General features: G+C 69.7%; 20 protein-coding genes. 10 read left to right on the top strand and 10 right to left on the bottom strand.

The genetic code is table 11. From position 1 onward, the window contains the following. Nucleotides 1-33: 33 nt before the first annotated feature. Complete coding sequence (locus tag FVE25_RS09600; protein WP_157246061.1) at nucleotides 34-759, top strand: sulfite exporter TauE/SafE family protein; 726 nt, start codon at nucleotides 34-36, stop codon at nucleotides 757-759. A gap of 137 nt (nucleotides 760-896) precedes the next feature. On the opposite strand, the gene FVE25_RS53755 is transcribed toward FVE25_RS09600, so the two are convergent. Then, nucleotides 897-2270, bottom strand: coding sequence for a DUF5685 family protein (locus FVE25_RS53755; protein WP_219825407.1), 1374 nt, complete (start codon nucleotides 2268-2270; stop codon nucleotides 897-899). A gap of 70 nt (nucleotides 2271-2340) precedes the next feature. Further along, complete coding sequence (locus FVE25_RS09590) at nucleotides 2341-2751, bottom strand: nuclear transport factor 2 family protein (RefSeq protein ID WP_219825406.1); 411 nt, start codon at nucleotides 2749-2751, stop codon at nucleotides 2341-2343. 208 nt (nucleotides 2752-2959) lie between these two features. Here FVE25_RS09590 and FVE25_RS09585 point away from each other — a divergent pair, with 208 nt between their 5' ends. After that, on the top strand, nucleotides 2960-3214 hold the full coding sequence (locus FVE25_RS09585) for a hypothetical protein (protein WP_157246060.1): 255 nt from the start codon (nucleotides 2960-2962) through the stop codon (nucleotides 3212-3214). Here FVE25_RS09585 and FVE25_RS09580 read toward each other — a convergent pair. Continuing rightward, a complete protein-coding gene (locus tag FVE25_RS09580; RefSeq protein ID WP_157246059.1) occupies nucleotides 3211-4917 on the bottom strand; it encodes an ADP-ribosyltransferase in 1707 nt (568 codons plus the stop codon). The two genes, FVE25_RS09585 and FVE25_RS09580, sit on opposite strands and share 4 nt — an antisense overlap. A 20-nt stretch (nucleotides 4918-4937) precedes the next feature. After that, nucleotides 4938-5177, bottom strand: coding sequence for a hypothetical protein (locus tag FVE25_RS09575; RefSeq protein ID WP_157246058.1), 240 nt, complete (start codon nucleotides 5175-5177; stop codon nucleotides 4938-4940). Between the two features lie 263 nt (nucleotides 5178-5440). Between FVE25_RS09575 and FVE25_RS09570 the strand changes: the two genes are divergently transcribed. From FVE25_RS09570 to FVE25_RS09555, 4 genes are read left to right on the top strand one after another with little or no spacing between them, the layout of a single operon-like run. After that, entirely contained in the window at nucleotides 5441-6559 is a 1119-nt protein-coding gene (locus FVE25_RS09570; protein ID WP_157246057.1) for a sugar ABC transporter substrate-binding protein, read from the top strand. Nucleotides 6560-6614: 55 nt separating this feature from the next. After that, nucleotides 6615-7370 (top strand): ATP-binding cassette domain-containing protein, encoded by a 756-nt coding sequence (locus FVE25_RS09565; RefSeq protein ID WP_157246056.1) that lies wholly within the window; start codon nucleotides 6615-6617, stop codon nucleotides 7368-7370. Next, nucleotides 7367-8629 (top strand): sugar ABC transporter permease, encoded by a 1263-nt coding sequence (locus FVE25_RS09560; RefSeq protein WP_157246055.1) that lies wholly within the window; start codon nucleotides 7367-7369, stop codon nucleotides 8627-8629. The genes FVE25_RS09565 and FVE25_RS09560 overlap by 4 nt, the downstream gene beginning before the upstream one ends. Further along, the gene (locus FVE25_RS09555; protein WP_157246054.1) at nucleotides 8629-9837 is read left to right on the top strand and encodes an ROK family transcriptional regulator; all 1209 of its coding nucleotides are present in this window, start codon (nucleotides 8629-8631) and stop codon (nucleotides 9835-9837) included. The genes FVE25_RS09560 and FVE25_RS09555 overlap by 1 nt, the downstream gene beginning before the upstream one ends. Here the strand turns inward: FVE25_RS09555 and FVE25_RS09550 are convergent. Then, the gene (locus FVE25_RS09550; protein ID WP_246266842.1) at nucleotides 9834-10184 is read right to left on the bottom strand and encodes a MarR family winged helix-turn-helix transcriptional regulator; all 351 of its coding nucleotides are present in this window, start codon (nucleotides 10182-10184) and stop codon (nucleotides 9834-9836) included. The genes FVE25_RS09555 and FVE25_RS09550 overlap by 4 nt on opposite strands. A 27-nt stretch (nucleotides 10185-10211) precedes the next feature. On the opposite strand from FVE25_RS09550, the gene FVE25_RS09545 reads away from it, so the two are divergent. Both FVE25_RS09545 and FVE25_RS09540 read left to right on the top strand, forming a co-directional pair. Next, on the top strand, nucleotides 10212-11063 hold the full coding sequence (locus FVE25_RS09545; RefSeq protein ID WP_157246052.1) for a haloalkane dehalogenase: 852 nt from the start codon (nucleotides 10212-10214) through the stop codon (nucleotides 11061-11063). Nucleotides 11064-11150: 87 nt separating this feature from the next. Beyond that, a complete protein-coding gene (locus FVE25_RS09540) occupies nucleotides 11151-12287 on the top strand; it encodes a serine hydrolase domain-containing protein (protein WP_157246051.1) in 1137 nt (378 codons plus the stop codon). A 4-nt stretch (nucleotides 12288-12291) separates the two neighbouring features. Here the strand turns inward: FVE25_RS09540 and FVE25_RS09535 are convergent, their stop codons facing one another. From FVE25_RS09535 to FVE25_RS09520, 4 genes are all read right to left on the bottom strand, one after another. Continuing rightward, nucleotides 12292-13074 (bottom strand): neutral zinc metallopeptidase, encoded by a 783-nt coding sequence (locus FVE25_RS09535; protein ID WP_157246050.1) that lies wholly within the window; start codon nucleotides 13072-13074, stop codon nucleotides 12292-12294. Between the two features lie 41 nt (nucleotides 13075-13115). Further along, nucleotides 13116-13856, bottom strand: coding sequence for a neutral zinc metallopeptidase (locus tag FVE25_RS09530; RefSeq protein WP_157246049.1), 741 nt, complete (start codon nucleotides 13854-13856; stop codon nucleotides 13116-13118). A gap of 68 nt (nucleotides 13857-13924) precedes the next feature. Continuing rightward, complete coding sequence (locus tag FVE25_RS09525; RefSeq protein ID WP_157246048.1) at nucleotides 13925-14692, bottom strand: neutral zinc metallopeptidase; 768 nt, start codon at nucleotides 14690-14692, stop codon at nucleotides 13925-13927. Between the two features lie 104 nt (nucleotides 14693-14796). Next, nucleotides 14797-15591, bottom strand: coding sequence for a neutral zinc metallopeptidase (locus tag FVE25_RS09520; protein WP_246266840.1), 795 nt, complete (start codon nucleotides 15589-15591; stop codon nucleotides 14797-14799). 192 nt (nucleotides 15592-15783) lie between these two features. Here FVE25_RS09520 and dxs point away from each other — a divergent pair, with 192 nt between their 5' ends. Beyond that, nucleotides 15784-17676, top strand: a complete 1893-nt coding sequence (dxs, locus tag FVE25_RS09515) for a 1-deoxy-D-xylulose-5-phosphate synthase (protein ID WP_246266838.1) — start codon at nucleotides 15784-15786, stop codon at nucleotides 17674-17676. On the opposite strand, the gene FVE25_RS09510 is transcribed toward dxs, so the two are convergent. Next, nucleotides 17618-18274 carry a DedA family protein gene (locus FVE25_RS09510; RefSeq protein WP_157246046.1) on the bottom strand — a complete coding sequence of 219 codons (657 nt, stop codon included), beginning with the start codon at nucleotides 18272-18274 and terminating at the stop codon, nucleotides 17618-17620. The two genes, dxs and FVE25_RS09510, sit on opposite strands and share 59 nt — an antisense overlap. 131 nt (nucleotides 18275-18405) lie before the next feature. Between FVE25_RS09510 and FVE25_RS09505 the strand changes: the two genes are divergently transcribed. Next, nucleotides 18406-19878, top strand: a complete 1473-nt coding sequence (locus FVE25_RS09505) for an amino acid permease (RefSeq protein ID WP_281367834.1) — start codon at nucleotides 18406-18408, stop codon at nucleotides 19876-19878. Nucleotides 19879-19903: the final 25 nt, after the last annotated feature.

The following is a 19903-nucleotide window of genomic DNA, read 5'->3' as shown; positions in this document are numbered from 1 at the left end:
AGGAGTGAAAGGCCGGATGGTTGACTCTCCGCTATGAACGATCTCCCCCTTGTCCTGATCGTGAGTGGATTGGCGGTCTTCATCGGCGCGATTGTGCAAGGAGGCGTCGGGTTCGGAATGGGGCTGATCGCGGCCCCCGTGGTCACGCTCCTCGACCCGGGCGTCATGCCGGGCGCCATCCAGGTGGTCAACTTCACGCTGCCGCTGTTCACCCTCGCCGCCGAATGGCGCAAAGTGGACTGGCGCGGCCTGGGCTTCGCGATCCTCGGCCGTCTGCCGGGCAGTTTCATCGGCGCGTACGTCGTCGTCTTCGTCTCCGTCCAGACCCTCGGCGTCTTCGTGGGCGTCATGGTGCTGATCGCGGTCGGCCTGACCGCCCGGGCGATCAGCATCCCGCGCAACGGCGCGACCCTCACCGCCGCCGGCTTCATCTCCGGCATCACGGGCACCGCCACCGGCATCGGCGGCCCGCCCATGGGCCTGGTGTACCAGAACGCCAAAGGCCCGCAGATCCGGGCGACACTGGCCATGTTCTTCGTCCTCAGCGCCGGCCAGTCGCTGATTATCCTGGCCTTCGTGGACCGGCTCCCGGCCAGGTCCCTGGGGGTGGGGGCGGCGTTGCTGGTGCCGATGATCGCCGGTTTCGTGGTCTCCGGACCGCTGCGGCGCTACCTGGACGGCGGCAAGGTCCGGGCGGCCATCCTGATCGTGGCGGCAGTCTCGGCACTGGTACTGATCGGCCAGAGCCTCTTGGGCTGACTTCCGGGGGGTACGGCGGGCCGCTGGGGCCACTCTGAAGCCGCAGGGCACTCTGGAGCGGCAGGGCAGTCGGGAGCGGCAGGGCACTCTGGAGCCGCGGGCACTCTGGAGGCTGGGCGGGCACTTCGGAGCCGCGATCACGAGGGGCAGCAGTCGCAGCCCGAGCAGCAGTCGCAGTCGCTGCAGTTCGAGCAGCAGTCACACCCCTGACAGCAGGCGTCGCCGCAGTCCCTGCACCGGCCGCAGCGGGACTCACCGTCCTCGGCCGGTGGCTCGTACAGGCCGCAGGTGCAGCAGGAGAAGGCGGCACAGGCCAGCGAGAACAGCCCGCTGGTTTGATGGGGTTCGTGGTGGGACGGCGAGCCGGGCTCGCCGGGCGACGGCGGGCCGGGCGCCGGAGCCTCAGGGGAGGGCGCACCGGAGGACCGGCCCGCCGTGACGGTGAAGGCCCGGTTGACGGCCCGGGAGGTCTCCTTCACCAGCAGCGCCCCGGCCAGGTCGGGGCGGGAAAGGTCCAGGTCGGCGAAGGCGGCGCGGAGTTCTGACTGCGCCCGGTCGCAGTGCTCGCGGGCGACGGACAGGGATGCGCCGGTGGCCAGCAGCGGGTTGTAGGCGCCGCGCCGCCGGTCGTCGTCGAGGTCCTCGACGGCATCGAGAAGGTGGGCAAGCCGCCCGAACGACCGCCCGGCCCGCTCCAGCGGCTCCCGGTTCCCGGGCCGCCCCGCCAGCACCGCGGTGTGGGCGAACGCCGCGGCCACGGCGTCCTCGGTCGGCGCGGTGAGGAGGGCAAGGCCGGCAGCACCCGAGCTGGCGCTACCGGAGGCCCCGGGACGCACGGCGGCGGAGGAGCGCCCGAGGCGCGCAGCACCGAAGGGAGACTCAGGACGCGCAGTGCCAGTGGGAGACTCAGGACGCGCAGCACCGAAGGGAGACTCAGGGCGGGCAGTGCCAGAGGGAGACTCAAGGCGGGCAGTGCCAGAGGAGGGCTCAAGTCGCGCAGTACCGGAGTGAGACTCGGGGCTCAGAACGGCGGTGGAGCGCTCTAACGCGAGCTGAGCCGCCGCCGCGCCGGTCAGCGGGGCCGGGTCGAAGGCGAGGGCCGAGGCGGAGGCGGTGGCGCGGGCGGACCAGCGGCGAGCCAGCCGCCCGGCGGTCACGGCTACCGGCCGCCGCCGGTAGGGCCCGTCGCCGTCGGCGATGTGGTCGCGGAGTTTCCCGGCGGCCAGGATGAGGGAGACGGTGGCGGCCAGCCGTACCCCTTCCGACTGGACGATGTCGGCGGTCCTGAACCCGCGCAGCGCGCAGGGCGCCGCCGTGCGCCGGCGGGGAGGCGAGGCGGTCTGAGCCTCGGTAAGCACGGATACGAGCAGGGCATCGTAGTTGGTGGCAAGACGGGCGGCCTGCCCATGTTCGTCGCGCAGCGCAACGCAGAGGCCGCAAAGATGCCCCAGCCAGTCCTTGAACATCCCCCCGCACATGCCGTGCCGGCACGGCCGGACAATCCCAAACATCTAACCCCTCATCCGGTACGGCACCGGCCAACCGTAACACTCCGGACCTAGGACAGGGGAGTGGGATATTTCAGTAAATAGCCCGCCAGGTCTGCTCCTCAACCAGCTCCACGCTCCGCCATCCGGCCTCGGTCCGGACCATCTGGTGGTGATACCAGCCACCGCCCTGCAGGACTCCCCGGGCCGCGACAAGCTCCCGGCTGGGCGAGAGCGTGTCGCTGAACGACGCCGACACCTCGGCCAGATCCCCCCGCACGGCAACCCGGCAAGCCCCGATCAGATGCAGCCGCCCGGGCCACTGGGGAAGCACCTCCGCCAGCCATGCCTTGACCTCGGGGAACGTCCCTTTGATCCCGCCGGCCGAGGTGTAGTCGAGCAGGGCCTCAGGCGTGAAAACCTCGTCGAGCAGGTCCCAGGCGCCGCCGTCGATGGCATAGGCGTAGGTGGCGAGGCGGTCGGCGATGGCTAAGCGGTCGTCCATGGGCCACATGGTAGGCGACATGAATCCCGCCCGTTGATCATGGTCTGACAATTCATCCAGAAAGACTCATGCCGTATGCGGAATTGCACGCTCCGCATTTCTATATTTCTGCCATATTCCAGGTGGCCGATATTGCCTCATTGAGCAACTATGCAATACTGATACCGTTAATATCGCCGCCAGCCTCAACGCTCCGCAACCACGCGCGGTGACCAAGGAGCAGCAAGTGCCGGCGACGGAGCGGAACGACGTCTACGAGGAGAACCTCTCCCCACAAGAACGAGACCGATACAACCGGACCCGCTACGGGGAGAGCGCCGCGGAGATGGCCGAATACCAGCGCACCGGGGCCTATCCCAAGGGGCGGGGTCGGAGAACCATTTACACCGTGAGCGGCGCGATACCGGCCAAATTCAAGGGCACGGAAGCGTTCCTAGGACGATTGATCCCCTTGCTGTGCTAGCCGTCGCGGCGCAGCTCGAACTCTGGTGCGTACAGGGCGGGATCCAGTACGTCGCTCGCGGGAACTCCCGCCTTGTAGGCGTCGGCGAGAATGAGGCGTATGCGCACGCCCGCCGGCGCCATGTCCGGCTCGGGATCCTCGATGCGCGTGAAGCCCGCGGCTTTACGGTCGTCGGTCCACACGTGCCCGAGTAGCCGTCCGTCGCGGTCGTGGACGGCGGCCTGCCGTACCGGGCCGGTGGTCTTGAAGCCGTAGGAGTCGCTTCTTGAGACGGAAATAGGGGTGACGTAATCGTAGAAACGGGGATTCGGGGAGTCAGTCATCGTACGAACCCTTCCACCCGGCGTCGGCGTCCATGGACGGTAGGGCGTTCCAGTCGGGCGGCTTGGTCCAGCCCTTCGGCACGACGTCCGCTTCCATGTACCACTGGCCGTCTTTACGGTACACACCGCGCACAAAGTAGGGTGTGCCGCGCGGCAGGAGGATCTCGCGTTCGGCGGGCAGCTTGGTGATGGGTACATGTTCAAGGCGTCGTAGCCCTTGGGGACTCTGAGCAGCACGCGGACATCCCCGTCGAACCCGGCTCTCCGCCCCACGCTGGTGCTCAGGTATCCCGGTTCGGTGATGACGGCGCCTTCCAGCGCTTCCATGTGCGCGGGCGACTCGATGTCGACCCCCACCGCCTCCAGGAACCCTTTGCCCACGCCTCTGTGCAGGACCACGTCGGATGGCAGCTGAGATTTGGCGAGTGCCCGGTCCATCGCGGCGATCTCGGCGGCGACGTCGGGAGACCAGACGACGCCGGGATCGACGGCCTTGGCCCGCAGGCCGGAGTTGATCCGCTGGTAGCCGTTGCCGCCGTAGGACTCCAGTGCGCGCAGTTCCTTCGCGGTGAGGTCCGGAAGGGGCATGTTGTCCCGAGCCCACGCGCGCCCCTCTGCATTGCTGGTGTGCCGTAAGGCGTCGTCCAAATGATGCGGGCTTTTCGACGGGCCGGGGCGGATCACGTTCTTGGCGGCCCTGCCCAGTGCTCCCGCGGCGCGGGTGGTGGCTGAGGCTCCGCTGCTGGTGCCGGCGGTGGTGATAGCTGCCACAAGGTCCGGGATGAGGCGGCCGAACGCCCGCTGGGGATTGGTGGCCCAGGTGTCCCAGTCCAGCGCCGCCTTGGCGAACGCGGCGGGGTTCTGCACGGCGGTGACCAGGGACGTGCCGAGATCGTCCATGCTGCGTTGCCAGCCCATGAAGTCGACGACCGCCCGGGCGGGGGAGAAGTCGACGACCATCTTCCCGAGCCCGGCGACGCTTTCCACGGCGCCCTTGACGTTCTCCGTCACCGGGTCGCCCGAGTTCAGGTTCGGGTCGAAGGTGGCCTGCGCGCGCTGGCCGACGCGGTCCCAGAAGTCGCCGGACGTGGGCAGGACCGCTCCGGGGGCGAGCAGGGATTCATCGACGGAGATGGGCGGCTTGCCCGCGCCGAACAGCTCCGGCCGGGCCAGTTCCATGCGTTCCAGGATGAGCAGGCGCCTGTTGATCTCGGGGCCTTGTGCTCCGGCCCAGGCAGCCGTCCGGCGGATGGCGTCGGCCGAGGCGGTCGGCAACCAGGCGCCGCGCAGGATGTTCCACAGTTCCTCGCCGATGTCCTCCAGCGAGGCTTCGGCCTGGCGAAGTGTGTCCTTCAGGCTGCGGACACCGTCGGGGGCCATGCCCTCCACCTGGCCCACGGTCAGCCTGGGCTGTCCGGCGGCGTGCGGGCCAGGAGCGCCCGGAGTTCCTCCACCGCGGCGGCGCACCCGCCGCTGAGGGCTTGGCGCTGGGCGGCCAGTTCGCCGGCGAAGCGCTGGGCGGCCGGCCCGGTCCAGACGCCTTGAGCCATGAGGCCGGCCGCGCGGTCAAGGGCGGGTCTGGCCTGGTCGGTGAGTTGCTCGACGCGGCGTAAGGCCGTTTCCACTTGCTCCCGGGTCATGGGCGGCTCCTTCGTGCGCGTAGACCAGAGATCTACGCCATTGGACAGCGCGTCCATCGCGACAGCAACCGAATTGCCGGGATTGATGTGAAGTGCCGCGTGAGCTTGCGGGGACATGACCTGGACGAGACGCTGCCTGCCTGCGCCCGCCCACGTGTTTCAGGATTGTTATGTGGAACAACAAACTCCCACCCGCGCGCCCCTTCACAAGAGCTCCCGCGCGGAATACGTTGCCGCAAACAACATTCAGGGAGGTCTGCCAAATGCGCACGTGGATCCTGGGCGCAGCCGCGCTTGTCCTGGGTCTGGCCGCCTGCGGGGGTCAAAGCGGCACGACCACCGGCGCCACGACCGCCACGGACGGCGCCGCCGGCCCCACCGGAGCCGCCGGCAAGCCGGGCAAGGTCGGTGTCATCCTGCCGGACAGCAAGTCGTCGGCCCGCTGGGAGACGGCCGACCGCAAGTACCTGGAGGAGGCGTTCACGGCCGCCGGTGTCCCGTACGACATCCAGAACGCCCAGAACGACAAGAACGCCTTCCAGACCATCGCCGACCAGATGATCACCAACGGCGCCACCGTGCTGATGATCGTCAACCTGGACAGCGGCACCGGCAAGACCGTCATCGACAAGGCCAGGGCGCAGGGTGTGCCCACGATCGACTACGACCGGCTCACGCTCGGCGGCAACGCCGCCTACTACGTCAGCTTCGACAACACCAAGGTCGGCACCCTGCAGGGCGAGGGCCTGACGAAGTGCCTGGCGGAGAAGAAGGCCGGCAAGCCCATCGTCGCCTACCTCAACGGCTCGCCGACCGACAACAACGCGACGTTGTTCAAGGACGGGTACGACGGCGTCCTCAAGCCGAAGTTCGACGGCGGCGAGTTCGTGAAGGGCCCGGAGGAGTCGGTGCCCGAATGGGACAACGCCAAGGCGGCCACGCTGTTCGAGCAGATGCTGACCAGTGAGCCGAAGATCGCGGGCGTGCTGGCCGCCAACGACGGGCTGGGCAACGCCGCGATCACCGTGCTGAAGAAGAACAACCTCAACGGCAAGGTCCCGGTCACCGGCCAGGACGCCACCGTGCAGGGGCTGCAGAACATCCTGGCCGGCGACCAGTGCATGACCGTCTACAAGGCCGTCAAGAAGGAGGCCGACGCCGCCGCCAAGCTCGCGGTCGCGCTGGCCAAGGGGGAGAAGCCCACGGCCGGCGGCTCGGTCAAGGACTCCCAGACAGGTAAGGACGTCCCGGCCGAACTGCTCGACCCGCAGGCCATCACCTTCGACACCGTCAAGGACGTCGTGGCCGACGGGTACGTGAGCAAGGAGGAGCTGTGCACCGGCGAGTACGCCGCCAAGTGCAAGGAAGCCGGAATCAGCTGACCCCTGGGGTACGGCGGGCCACCGCCTGCCGTACCCCGCCCTCAGAGGGAGCCCCATGACGATCCCCCTTCTCGAAGTACGCGGCGTCGACAAGAGTTTCGGCCCCGTCCAAGTCCTGCACGACGTCGCCTTCTCCGCCTACGCGGGTGAGGTCACCGCGCTGGTCGGTGACAACGGCGCCGGCAAGTCCACCCTGGTCAAGTGCGTCGGCGGGATCCATCCCATCGACGCGGGCCAGATCTTCTCCGACGGCCGCGAGGTCCAGATCTCCGGGCCGCGTGACGCCGGCGAGCTGGGCATCGAGATCGTGTACCAGGATCTCGCGCTCTGCGACAACCTCGACATCGTCCAGAACATGTTCCTCGGCCGCGAACGCCGCAGCGGGCTGGTGCTGGACGAGGACACGATGGAGGAGATGGCCGCGCGCACGCTGTCGGGCCTGTCGGTGCGCACGGTCAAGTCCATCCGGCAGCAGGTCTCCAGCCTGTCCGGCGGCCAGCGGCAGACCGTGGCCATCGCCAAGGCGGTGCTGTGGAACTCCCGCGTGGTCATCCTCGACGAGCCCACGGCCGCGCTCGGCGTGGCCCAGACCGCCCAGGTGCTGGAGCTGGTGCGCAGGCTGGCGGACCAGGGCCTGGCGGTGGTGCTCATCTCGCACAACATGAACGACGTGTTCGCCGTCTCCGACCGCATCGCGGCGCTCTATCTCGGCAGGATGGCGGCCCAGGTCCGCACCGCCGACGTGACGCACGCGCAGGTCGTCGAGCTGATCACCGCCGGACGGAGCGGAGAGCTGGGGATCGTGCCATGAGCAAGCTCGTGCAGGACGACGAGGCCGTCGTCGCGGCGGCGCAGGCGCCGTCGATCGGGCACAGCGCCCGCGCCTACGGGGAGCGGGTGCGCGGCGGTGACATGGGCGCGTTGCCGGCGGTCGTCGGGCTGGTCGTGCTGTGCACGGCCTTCGCCGTCGCCCGCCCGACGTCGTTCCTGTCGGCCATCAACTTCGCCAACCTGTTCACGCAGGGCGCCGCGGTCACGCTGATCGCCATGGGCCTGGTCTTCGTGCTGCTGCTCGGCGAGATCGACCTGTCGGCCGGCTTCGCCAGCGGGGTCTGCGCGGCGGTGCTGGCGGTGACGCTCACCGATCTGGGCCAGCCGTGGTACGTGGCGGTGGTGACGGCGATCCTCGCCGGCTCGGTCATCGGGCTGGTCCTCGGCTCGCTGGTGGCCAAGGTGGGCATCCCGTCGTTCGTGGTCACGCTCGCCGCGTTCCTCGCCTTCCAGGGCCTCGTGCTGATCATGCTGGACGAGGGCACGAACATCTCGATCAACGACCCGGTCATCGTCGCCGTCGCCACGAAGAACATGACGCCCGCCCTCGGCTGGGCGCTGTACGCCGGGAGCGTGCTGATCTACGCGGGCGTCCAGCTGATGCGGGCCCGCCGGCGGCGCGGCCGCGGCCTGGTGGCCGATCCGCTGTCGCTGATCGCCGCCCGGGTGGTCACGCTGGCGGTCCTCGCCGGGCTCGCCGTCTACGTGCTCAACCTGGAGCGCAGCCGCAACCCGCTGACGATCTCGCTCACCGGCGTGCCGATCGTGGTGCCGGTCATCCTCGTCCTGCTGGTCGTGTGGACGTTCGTGCTGCGCCGTACCCCCTTCGGGCGGCACGTCTACGCGGTCGGCGGGAACGCGGAGGCGGCCCGCCGGGCCGGCATCGACGTGGACCGGATCAAGATCCTCGCCTTCGTCGTCTGCTCGTCGATGGCGGCGGTCGGCGGCATCGTCGCCGCCTCACGCGCGAACTCCGTCGATCCGAACACCGGCGGCAGCACCGTGCTGCTGTACGCCGTCGGAGCTGCGGTGATCGGCGGGACGAGCCTGTTCGGCGGCAAGGGCCGGGTGCTCGACGCGGTGCTCGGCGGGGCCGTCGTGGCGGTCATCGAAAACGGCATGGGCCTGATGCAGTACGGTGCCAGCGTGAAATACCTGGTCACCGGATCTGTCCTCTTGCTGGCCGCGGGCGTCGACGCGCTGGCGCGCAGGCGGGCGGCCGCAGCGGGTCTGAGGTGATGCGGGCGGGGCCATCCCAGGAGGACATCAGGCGGCACAACCTCGGCACGCTGCTGCGCCATGTCCACCTGGGCGGGCCGCTCTCGCGTGCCGAGCTGACCTCGCGCATGGGCCTGAACCGCAGCACGATCATGGCGCTCACCTCCGACCTGACCGCCGCCGGTCTGGTGCGCGAGGAGCTGCCGCGCGAGACCGGCCGCGCGGGCCGCCCCTCGCTCGTGGTGCGTCCTGAGTCGGCGCGCGTGTACGTCTTCGCCTTCGACGTGGGCCCCGACCGGCTGGCCGTCGCCCGCGTCGGGCTGGGCGGGGTGATTCTCGACAGACGGGAGTCGGTACGGCGGCGCGGCCCGTTCGACCTGCCGGAGCTGACCGGCGAGCTGGCCACCGCGGCCCGCCAGATGCGGCGCAAGGTCCGCCAGGACGCGGTCTGCGTCGGGGCGGGCGCGGCCGTGTCCGGCGGGGTGCGCAAGAGCGACGGCGTGATCAGGTTCGGCCCCAACCTGCACGCCGACGAGGCGCCGTTCGGTGAGGCGCTGGGCAAGCGGCTGGCGTTCGGTTTACCGGTGAGCGTGGGCAACGACGCGAACCTGGCGGCGCTCGCCGAGCACAGCAGGGGCGTCGGCGTCGGCGTGCGTGACCTGGTCTACCTGCACGGCGACGTGGGCGTCGGCGGCGGGATCATCGCCGGCGGGCACCTGCTCGGCGGCCACGACGGGTACGGCGGCGAGGTCGGCCACATGGCGGTCAACCCGCAGGGGCGCGTGTGCGCGTGTGGCGCGCGCGGGTGCCTGGAGGCCGAGGTGGGGGAGCGGGCCCTGCTGGAGGCGGCGGGCCGCCACCCGGAGGAGGGCCACCAGGGGCGTGACGCGGTGCGCGCGGTCGTGGACGCCGCCGACCGGGGGGACATCGTGGCGCAGGAGGCGCTGCGGCAGGTCGGCGACTGGCTGGGGGTGGCCGTGGCCAACCTGGTCAACCTGTTCAACCCGGAGATGGTCGTCTTCGGCGGCATGCTGCGCGAGGTCTATCTGGGCTCGGCGGCGCAGGTCCGCAGCAGGCTGGCGCTCAACGCGCTGGCGCCGCAGCGGGAGAAGCTCAGGCTGCGCACCTCGGCGCTGGCCGACGACGCGACGCTGGTGGGGGCGGCCGAGCTGGCGTTCGCGCACGTGCTGGCCGACCCCCTGGAGACGCTGGCGCGCGCCGGCGGTTAGCGCTCGACCAGGCGGCGCAGCAATCCGGCGAGCTGCTCGCGTTCGGCCGGGGCGAGGGGGGCGAGCGCCTCGTCCTGGAGCTCGGTGACGAGCAGGTCGAGGCGGGCCAGGAAGGCGCGGCCGGACGGGGTGAGCGTGATGACGTTGCGGCGGCGGTCGGCCGGGTCGGCGGCCCGCTCGACGAGCCCGCGCCCGGCCAGCGCGTTGAGGACGGCGACCATGTCGCTGCGGTAGATCCCGGTCCGGCGGCTGAGCTCGGCCTGGCTGGCCGGCCCGCCGTCGTCGAGGGCGACCAGCGTCGCGTAGTGCCATTTGCCGGCCTCGGCCGCGGCCAGCCCCGCGGTCACCACCCGGTCGGCCTGCGCGGACCTCCCATGCCCGTCATCGACGTCCTTGACTCGACCCTGTACTACGAGGACAGCGGCAGCGGCACGCCGTACGTCTTCCTGCACGGCAACCCGGCCTCCTCCCACATGTGGCGCAAGATCCTGCCCGGCGTGGGCGAGGGGCGGCTGCTGGCCCCCGACCTGATCGGCATGGGCCGCTCGGGCAAGCCGGAGATCGGCTACACCTTCGCCGACCACGCCCGCTACCTGGAGGCGTGGTTCGACGCGCTCGGCCTTGACGACGTGGTGCTGGTCGGCCACGACTGGGGCGGCACGCTGGCCTTCGACTGGGCCGCCCGGCACCCGGAGCGGGTGCGCGGCGTGGCGTTCTTCGAGACGATCGTGCGCCCGATGGCGTGGAGCGAACTCGGGCAGGCCCCGCGCGCCCGGGCCGAGACGATGCGCTCGGAGAAGGGCGAGGAACTCGTGCTCGACCGCACGTTCTTCATCGAGACCGCCTACACCGGCGGCGTGCTCAACCCGCTGAGCGCCGGGGAGATGGCGCCGTACCTGGCCCCGTTCCCGACCCGCGAGAGCCGCCGCCCGGTGCTGCAATGGGCCAGGTCGCTGCCGCTGGACGGCGAGCCCGCCGACGTGGCCGAGGCGCTCACCCGCTTCGGCGCCTGGCTCAAGGCCAGCCCGGAGGTGCCCAAGCTGCTGCTGACCTTCGACTCCTCGCCGACGCTGGTCATCACGCCCGCGGTGGCCGAGTGGTGCGCGGACGCCATCGCCGCCCTGGAGATCGTGCACCTCGGCCCGGCCGGCCACCACGCCGCCGAGGACCAGCCGGAGGCCATCGCCGCCGCCATCGCCGCGTGGGCCGCATCCAAAGTTGCCTGAGCGGCGCCGGGGTCATCCGGGGGACGCAGGCGAAGACCGGGCTCAAGACGGATCAGAAGGGCCGATCGCGTCCCTAGCGTGAAGGTCATGCGCAACGCCTATCGAGCAGCCCTCCTCTCCGCGATCATCCTGACCGCCGCCGCCGTTCCCGCGGAGGCGGCGGTCAAGCCCGCATACAGCCAGGCCGACCTGCACAAGGACGTCACCGCCCTCAAGGACCTCGGCGTCGTCGGCGTCCAGGCCCGCGTCGTCACCGGCGGCGGCCGGAACCTCGTCGCGACCGCGGGCACCGCCAAGTACGGGACGAGGAAGCCGGTCCCGGCCAACGGCTACGCCCGCATCGCCAGCACCACCAAGACGTTCGTGGCCACGGTCGTGCTGCAACTGGTGGCCGAAGGCAAGATCTCCCTGGACGACACCGTCGAGGAGATCCTGCCGGGCGTCGTCCAGGGCAACGGCAACGACGGCGGCAAGATCACCGTGCGGATGCTGCTGCAGCACACCAGCGGCCTGTACGACGCCTATCCCGGCTACGGCTCGATCGAGGACATCCTGGCGCACCGCTTCGACCGCTTCACCGAGGCGGAGATCGTCGCCAAGGCGGTCAAGGAGAAGCCGTTGTCCGAGCCGGGCGCCAAGTGGCGTTACAACAACACCGGCTACCTGCTCCTCAGCATGGTCATCGAGAAGGTCACCGGGCGCGCCTGGCACAAGGAGGTCTCCGCGCGCATCAGCCGGCCGCTGGGGCTCGGCCGTACGCTGTGGGCGGGGCGCTCGAACCAGGTGCCCAAGCCGCACGCCCGCGGCTACCTTCTGCTGCCGCCCGCCGCCCCGGTGGACCTCACCGACAAGTTCGACGGCGACGCCGCGGGCGGGCTCATCTCGACCACCGGCGACGTCGGCCGCTTCCTCCGCGCGCTGCTGGGCGGCGAGCTGGTTCCGGCCGCGCAGCTCGCGGAGATGAAGAAGGGCGTGCCCGCCTGGGAGGATACGTGGCCGGGGTCGCGCTACGGGCTCGGCATCAGCTCGCGCCCGCTGTCGTGCGGCGGCGCCTACTGGAACCACGGCGGCGACGACTACGGCTTCAAGACGCGCACCGGCGTGAGCGCCGACGGCAGGCGCAGCGCGGTGGTCGTGATGACCACGCAGATCGGCGACGAGCGGGCGATGAAGCAGGAGAAGCTCGCCGCCGAACTGATCGACCGCGCGCTGTGCGCGAGGTGACGTCCTAGGCGACCAGCGAGACGGGGACGGTCCAGGTGTTGCAGGCCGACGGGTTGCCGGCGGTGAAGCCCTTGCTCAGCCAGTAACGCTGGTTCCGCCCCTTGCCGTGGTCCTTGAGCTTGGTGTTCTCGTCGCCGGAGTCCTGGACGATCTCCATGAGGTAGGCCCAGTCCTCCTCGGTGCGGTCGAGCGACTCCCAGATGCTGCCCATGAAGACGCCCGACAGGCACTCGGCCTGCAGCTCGTACCGGCGCGACTGCTCCAGCTCCTCCTTCTTGTTCCGGTACGGCTCGTAGACGTAGCCGCGCTGGATGCCGGTGATGTTCTGCAGGTGGTGCCCGTACTCGTGGCCGATCGTCTCCATCAGGAACAGGTCACTGGCGTCCTCGATCATCTCCTTGCCGAGGTTGATGGCGTAGCGCTTGGTTTTGTTGCAGTAGGTGCCGGCCTGGTCCTCCCACTTCTCGCCGCAGAAGCGGCTGCCCGTCTTGGTGACGAAGGAGAGGGACGGCCGGCCGAAGCGCAGCCCGGCCTTGGCGAAGTGGTCCGCCCAGGCCCGGTTGAGACAGGCGTGGATCGTGCTCACGTACGCCTTGGCCTCGGCGACGTTCCCCGGGGAGATCGGCTTCTCCGCGCACGCGCTCGGCGCCAGGGGGCCGCTGCGGTACAGCTTGTTCTTGGTCAGGCCGGAGCCCTTGATCGGAAAGGCGGAGGCGGTACCGGTGCCGCCGACGATGACAAGGCCGGCCAGCACCACGGAGATCACTGCATAAAAGGGGAACTTCATGCCGTGAGTGTCTTCTGCGGGGGTTGATAAACGCTAAACATTCACAAAACGCGGGGCTTCGGCGCCGACCACGTGTTGCAGAACCTGGCCGAGGCCCCGCTGTATCCGCGGTTCTGCCAGTAGGCGAGGTTCGCGGGTTTGCCGTGCGTCTTGCTCTCCCCGGCCCTGGTGACCGAATTCAGCCATTCGTCCCAGGTGATGCCCGGGTTGATGGAGTCCAGGGCGGCGCTGTAGAAGGTGCCGGCGAAGCACTCCGCCTGCATCTCCAGGCGGTGGCTGAGGATCGTGCGCCCGGAGCCCGTGGCTCGCCAGTACATGGTGTTCTGGGCGTCCAGGATGCCGGTGAGCTGCTGGACGTGGTGTCCCCACTCGTGCGCCACCGAATGCGCGACGTTCATGCGGAACGGGTCGGTGAGATCCCGCTTCATGATCCGGATCACGACCGTGCGCTGCTGCGGGCAGTACTGCGCGCCGTTGGTGGTGATCCGCCCGCACACCGATCGGCTGCCGGTCGTGATCTGCACCTTCGGCGCCGAGTACGCCAGCCCGGCGGCCTTGAAACGCGTGGCCCAGAACCGGTTGGCACACCGGGCCATGGCCATGTGGAAAGCCTTCAGAGAGGCGGTGTTCCCCCGGTTGATCTCCGGGACCGCGCACGACTGCGGCGACGGGGTGCCGGAGCGGTAGATCTTGTTCTGGGTCAGTACGGCGGGCATCGCGGCGGATGCCGGCCGGGCGGTGGCGGCGCTAGCCGTACCAGAAAGGGCAAGACCCGCGGTCATGCATACAGATGCTGCGATAAGGGGAATACGCACGATCGCGGATCCTAGACCAGTACATGGTGTTCCGGTTAGGCGACGCGGGATTTTGCCGCCGTCCAGGTGTTGCAGGCCGCCGGCGACTCGGCGTCGAAGCCGTGCTTGAGCCACCAGCCGATGTTCTTGGCCTTGCCGTGGGACTTGTAGTCGTAGCCGGCCTCGGCGACCTTCACCACGTACTTGAAGTCGAACTCGCGGCGGCCCAGGGAGTTCCAGACCGAGCCGATGAACGCGCCGGACATGCACTCGGCCTGCAGCTCGACGCGGCGGCTCTCGTCGAAGATGCGGTTCTTGCTCTTGCCCTTGACGGTGTCGACCACCTTGAGCATGCCGGTGAGCTGCTGGATGTGGTGACCGTACTCGTGGGCGAGGACCTGCATCAGGAACAGCTCGAACGACTCCTCCAGGATGCCCTCGTCGAGCAGGAAGGTGATCTTCTTGTTCTTCGTGCAGTAGATGGCCTGCGCGGCCTCGGGGAAGCGGCCGCAGGCGGTGCGCGCGCCCGGTTTGGCGATGACCTCGAAGCCCGGCTTGCTGAAGGGGATGTTCTTCTTGGCCAGCTGCCGGCTCCACGACTCGTTGAGGCAGTCCAGCAGGAACTCGAGGTAAACGCGGGCGTCGTCGAGATTGCCCGTCGTGACCGGCTGCTCGTCGCATTCCTTCAGCTCAAGCGCACCCGTCTTGTAGATCGGGTTGTTGGTCAGCACCGGTGCGTAGGTGGGCGCGGCGGCGTGGGCGGCACCGGTGAACAGCACGCTCGCCAGGGCGCCGGAAATGAGCGCCAAAATGGGGGTACGCATGAGGAGGCACCCTATTTGGAGTTTTGCCGTTGGTAAAGCACATTGCGGCCCGTGCCGCGAAAGGCACGGACCGCAATTGTCGTGATATGTCGGTCAGCTTACGGTCAGGTGACGTAGCGGGGGTGTACCGACCAGGTGTTGCAGGTGCCCACCTGGCCCGAGTTGAAGCCCCTGGTCATCCAGGCGGCCTGCGTGGGGCCCTTGCCGTGGTCGTTCACGCCCCAGGCCTTGTGGCCTTCCTTGCGGAACCAGTCGACCGTGGCGTTCCAGTGGTCGGACGGCACCGGCAGCGTCTCGGCGACGGTGCTCATGAAGATCGCCGAGAAGCACTCGGCCTGCAGCTCGGTCCGCCGCGACAGCAGCAGCCGCGCCGACTGGCCAGCGCGGTTACGCGCCTGCCAGGAGTAGTCGAGGATGCCCGACACCTGCTGGACGTGGTGGCCGTACTCGTGCGCCATCAGCCGGCTGATGCCCACCGGGTACGGGTTCCGCAGGTCCTGCTTGGTGATCAGCATGTACATCGTGCGGTTGACGCCGCAGTAGATGCCCGTGGCGCCCTTGCCCCACGGGCCACAGGGCGTGCGCACCTTCGAGGTGATGATGCGCAGGCGCGGCTTGCTGAACGCCATGCCCGCCTTGCGGAACTGGCTGGCCCAGGAGCGGTTCAGGCAGTTGGTGACATACGCCAGGAAACGCTTGTAGGCGGCCGTGCTGCCGCGCGGCAGGTCGCCCGGGGCGCAGTTCGAGTTCGCCAGCCGCCCGGTCCTGTACAGCGGGCTCGACGTCGCAGCGGCCTTGCCGCGCGGCGCGGCGGCCTGCCGCACCTGCTGCGTGGCACCCTGGGCGGCGACCCCCTGGGCGGCGGCCGCGGGCTTGGCCGCGGCGGTCGCCGTGCCCACGCTCGACAGGGCGAGCACCAGACCGGCGGCAGCGAGTGACGTAAGTGTTCTCTTGGGGAGAGTGTTCATAGTGAGGGAAAGACTAGGTCAAGATCGGACAAAAGTGGGGGGATTTGACGCGATGCAGTCAGCGCCTGGGCCACGAACTAGACTCTTCCGCAGTGGCGAGCACGAGCAGGAGGGGCTGATTCCGTGGGCGGGCTGCTGAGCTCAATCAAGGGACCGGACGACGTCAAGAGGCTCGGAGCGGCGCAGTTGCCGGCGCTCGCGGGGGAGATCCGCGACCTGCTCGTCGACTCGTGCGCCCGCTTCGGCGGGCACCTCGGACCCAACCTCGGTGTGGTGGAGCTCACGATCGCGATCCACCGCGTCTTCGACTCCCCGAGCGACCCGATCATCTGGGACACCGGCCACCAGGCGTACGTGCATAAGCTGCTCACCGGTCGGCTCGCCGGCTTCGACGCGCTCAAGCAGGAAGGCGGCCTGTCCGGCTACCCGAGCCAGGCCGAGTCCGAGCACGACTTCGTGGAGAACTCCCACGCCTCCACCGCGCTGTCCTACGCCGACGGCCTCGGCAAGGCGTTCACGCTCAAGGGCGAACACGAGCGCAGGGTCGTGGCGGTCATCGGCGACGGCGCCCTGACCGGCGGCATGGCCTGGGAGGCGCTCAACAACATCGCCGCGATCAAGGACCTGCCGGTCGTCATCGTGGTCAACGACAACGGCCGCTCCTACTCGCCGACGATCGGCGGGCTGGCCTCCCACCTGTCCTCGCTGCGCGTCAACCGCCGCTACGAGGACATGCTGGAGTTCGTCAAGGACAAGATCGGGAACGTTCCCGTCCTCTACGACGCCCTGCACGGCATCAAGAAGGGCGTCAAGGACGTCCTGGCCCCGCAGGTGATGTTCGAGGACCTCGGCCTGAAGTACGTCGGGCCCATCGACGGCCACGACGAGCAGGCCATGGAGGCCGCGCTGCGCAAGGCCCGCGACTTCGGCGGCCCGGTCATCGTGCACGCCCTCACGCAGAAGGGCCGCGGCTACTCCCCGGCGGAGAACCACGACGAGGACCAGATGCACGGCCCCGGCGCCTTCGACAAGTCGACCGGCCTGGAGAAGCCGAAGCCCCGCATCTGGACCGACGTGTTCAGCGACGAGATGGTCAAGCTCGGCCGCGAGCGCGCCGACGTCGTCGGCATCACCGCCGCCATGCTCCATCCGGTGGGCCTGGCCGCCTTCGCCGAGGCATACCCCGAGCGCATCTACGACGTCGGCATCGCCGAGCAGCACGCCCTGACCAGCGCCGCCGGGCTGGCGCTCGGCGGGATGCACCCGGTCTTCGCCGTCTACGCCACCTTCCTCAACCGCGGCTTCGACCAGCTCCTGATGGACGTCGCCCTGCACAACCTGCCGGTCACCGTGGTGCTCGACCGCGCGGGCGTCACGGGCGACGACGGCGCCAGCCACAACGGCATGTGGGACCTGTCCATCCTGCAGGTCGTCCCCGGCCTGCGGATCGCGGTGCCGCGCGACGGCGAGCGCGTGGTCGAGCTGCTGCGCGAGGCCGTCGCCGTGACCGACGGCCCGACCGTGCTGCGCTACCCCAAGGGCGCGCTGGCCGAGACGATCGAGCCGGTCGGCAGGCTGGGCGAGATGGACCTCCTGCGCATGGCCGACGAGCCCGACGTGCTGCTGGTCGGCGTCGGCCCGATGGCGCACGTGTGCATGGACGCCGCCAAGCTGCTCGACGCCCAGGGCATCACCGCCACGGTCGTCGACCCGCGCTGGGTCAAGCCGCTCGACCCGGCCCTGGTACCCGTCGCGGCCGCGAGCAAGCTGGTGGCCGTCGTCGAGGACAACGGCAAGGTCGGCGGCGTCGGCGACGCGGTCTCCCGGCTGCTGCGCGAGGCCGACGTGGACGTGCCCGTGCGCGGCTACGGCATCCCGCAGCGCTTCCTCGACCACGCCAAGCGCGCCAAGATCCTCGGCCAGATCGGCCTGACCGGCCAGGATCTCGCCCGCGAGATCACCGAGGCGGTCGCGAAGCGCGGCACCCCGATCGAAAGCCCGACCGCCCGCAACTAGCCGCCCCGGAGCCCAGTGCTCTTCGAGCGGCCGCGGTGATCGCCAGCACCACCACGATCACCGCGGCGGCCACGGGCAGCAGCAGCCCGGCGTGCTCGCGCACCGCCCCGCCCGCCAGCGCGCCCAGGCTCACGTAGGTGCTCACCCAGGCGATCGAGCCGAGCACCGCCCACGGCATGAACCTCCGGTACGGCACGCCGACCGCGCCGGCCACCGCCGGGGTCAGCGCGTGCACCACCGGCAGGAAGTAGGCCAGGGCCAGCGCCCACCCGCTGCGCTCGAAGAGCTGTTCCGCCCTGGCCCAGCGTTCCTCGCCGACCCGCCGGCCGAGGCGGCTGTGCCGGAGCCGCCCGCCGTACGCCCGGCCGAGCCAGTGGCCGCCGGAGGCGCCCGCGAAGCACGCCAGCACCCCGGCGGCGATCAGCGCGAGCGCTTCGGGCGGGGAGCCGGCGGTGGTCCCGGCCACCAGCAGCAGGCCGTCGCCGGGGATGACCAGGCCGACGCCGATGGAGGCGTCGAGCGTGAGAAAGGCCAGCATGAGCGGCCAGACCACGCCGAGGTCCTGGCCGGCCAGGCCGTCGAGCAGGTCTGTGAGCATGCCCCCAGCCTGCTCCCGGGGAAGCCGCAGGTCATCGGGGGCGGACCCGGAGCCGACCCTGAGAGGCGGCGGCCACTTGGAGGAGGCCTGACCGCAGGAATGACGTCTGGTTAAACGGGCACTGACTGATCGTGGATATCTTTCGCACCAAGAGTGTCGAGCAGTCGATCCGGGACACCGAGGAGCCTGAGCATCAGCTGAGAAAGCGCCTGACCGCCATCGATCTGACGGTCTTCGGCATCGGCGTGATCGTCGGCACCGGCATCTTCGTGCTGACCGGTCAGGTGGCCAAGCTGACGGCCGGTCCGGCGGTGGCGCTGTCGTTCGTCGTGGCCGCCGTCGTGTGCGGGCTGGCCGCGCTGTGCTACGCCGAGTTCGCCTCGACGATTCCGGTGGCGGGCTCGGCCTACACCTTCTCCTTCGCGACGCTGGGCGAGTTCCCCGCGTGGGTGATCGGCTGGGACCTGATGCTGGAGATGGCGCTGGCCGCGGCGGTGGTGGCGGTCGGCTGGTCGGGGTACTTCGCCTCGCTCATGCAGGCGATCGGCCTGACGCTGCCGGAGTGGATGGCCGGGGAGGCGCCGGTGATCAACGTGCCGGCGATGGTGATCGTGCTCATCCTGACCGCGATCCTGGTGGCCGGGATCAAGCTGTCCTCGCGGGTGAACCTGGTCATCGTGGTGATCAAGGTGGCGGTGATCCTGCTGGTCATCGTGGCGGGGTTGTTCTTCGTCAACGCCGCCAACTACTCGCCGTTCATCCCGGACCCGATCTCCACGCCGGCGGTCGAGGGGCTGAAGGCGCCGCTCATCCAGGTGGTGTTCGGTCTCACTCCGGTGGCCTTCGGCGTGATCGGCGTCTTCTCGGCGGCCGCGATCGTCTTCTTCGCCTTCATCGGCTTCGACATCGTGGCCACGGCCGCGGAGGAGACCGTCGAGCCGCAGCGTGACCTGCCGCGCGGCATCATCGGCTCGCTGGTGATCTGCACCCTGCTGTACGTCGCGGTCTCGCTGGTCGTGGTCGGCATGCAGCCCTACACCCAGCTGAGCACGAAGGCGCCGCTGGCCGACGCCTTCACCGCGGTCGGCCAGAACTGGGCGGCGGTGCTCATCAGCATCGGCGCCATCGCCGGTCTGACCACGGTGGTCATGATCCTCATGCTGGGGCAGAGCCGGGTGTTGTTCGCGATGTGCCGCGACGGGCTGCTGCCGCGCACGCTGTCGAAGGTCCACCCGACGTACGGCACGCCGGCCCGGCTGACGGTCATCATCGGCGTGGTGACGGCGTTGCTGGCCGGGTTCATCTCGCTGGGCGCGCTGGCCGAGCTGGTGAACATCGGCACGCTGTTCGCCTTCGTGGTGGTCTCGATCGGCGTGATCATCCTGCGCAAGACCCGCCCTGACCTGCCGCGTTCCTTCCGGACGCCGCTGGTCCCGCTCGTGCCGATCCTGGCCGCGCTGGCCTGCCTCTACCTGATGCTCAACCTGCCGGTGGAGACGTGGCTGCGTTTCGTGATCTGGATGGTGATCGGCACCGCGCTCTACTTCCTGTACGGCTACCGCCACAGCCGTATGCAACGGCTGGCCCCGAGGGTCAAGCCCTGATAAGTCTTGCCGGAATTTGACGGAG

Source organism: Nonomuraea typhae (assembly GCF_009760925.1).
GTDB lineage: Bacteria > Actinomycetota > Actinomycetes > Streptosporangiales > Streptosporangiaceae > Nonomuraea > Nonomuraea typhae.
Note: the sequence above shows the minus strand (reverse complement) of the source record. Positions and strands in the feature narration are given on the sequence as shown.

What these genes read in the sequence shown, in the direction of transcription:
- FVE25_RS09600 (WP_157246061.1), top strand. Translation starts at nt 34, where the DNA reads ATGAACGATCTCCCCCTTGTCCTGATCGTGAGTGGATTGGCGGTCTTC.
- FVE25_RS53755 (WP_219825407.1), bottom strand. Translation starts at nt 2,270, where the DNA reads ATGTTTGGGATTGTCCGGCCGTGCCGGCACGGCATGTGCGGGGGGATG.
- FVE25_RS09590 (WP_219825406.1), bottom strand. Translation starts at nt 2,751, where the DNA reads ATGGACGACCGCTTAGCCATCGCCGACCGCCTCGCCACCTACGCCTAT.
- FVE25_RS09580 (WP_157246059.1), bottom strand. Translation starts at nt 4,917, where the DNA reads ATGGCCCCCGACGGTGTCCGCAGCCTGAAGGACACACTTCGCCAGGCC.
- FVE25_RS09575 (WP_157246058.1), bottom strand. Translation starts at nt 5,177, where the DNA reads ATGACCCGGGAGCAAGTGGAAACGGCCTTACGCCGCGTCGAGCAACTC.
- FVE25_RS09570 (WP_157246057.1), top strand. Translation starts at nt 5,441, where the DNA reads ATGCGCACGTGGATCCTGGGCGCAGCCGCGCTTGTCCTGGGTCTGGCC.
- FVE25_RS09565 (WP_157246056.1), top strand. Translation starts at nt 6,615, where the DNA reads ATGACGATCCCCCTTCTCGAAGTACGCGGCGTCGACAAGAGTTTCGGC.
- FVE25_RS09560 (WP_157246055.1), top strand. Translation starts at nt 7,367, where the DNA reads ATGAGCAAGCTCGTGCAGGACGACGAGGCCGTCGTCGCGGCGGCGCAG.
- FVE25_RS09555 (WP_157246054.1), top strand. Translation starts at nt 8,629, where the DNA reads ATGCGGGCGGGGCCATCCCAGGAGGACATCAGGCGGCACAACCTCGGC.
- FVE25_RS09545 (WP_157246052.1), top strand. Translation starts at nt 10,212, where the DNA reads ATGCCCGTCATCGACGTCCTTGACTCGACCCTGTACTACGAGGACAGC.
- FVE25_RS09540 (WP_157246051.1), top strand. Translation starts at nt 11,151, where the DNA reads ATGCGCAACGCCTATCGAGCAGCCCTCCTCTCCGCGATCATCCTGACC.
- FVE25_RS09535 (WP_157246050.1), bottom strand. Translation starts at nt 13,074, where the DNA reads ATGAAGTTCCCCTTTTATGCAGTGATCTCCGTGGTGCTGGCCGGCCTT.
- FVE25_RS09530 (WP_157246049.1), bottom strand. Translation starts at nt 13,856, where the DNA reads ATGACCGCGGGTCTTGCCCTTTCTGGTACGGCTAGCGCCGCCACCGCC.
- FVE25_RS09525 (WP_157246048.1), bottom strand. Translation starts at nt 14,692, where the DNA reads ATGCGTACCCCCATTTTGGCGCTCATTTCCGGCGCCCTGGCGAGCGTG.
- FVE25_RS09510 (WP_157246046.1), bottom strand. Translation starts at nt 18,274, where the DNA reads ATGCTCACAGACCTGCTCGACGGCCTGGCCGGCCAGGACCTCGGCGTG.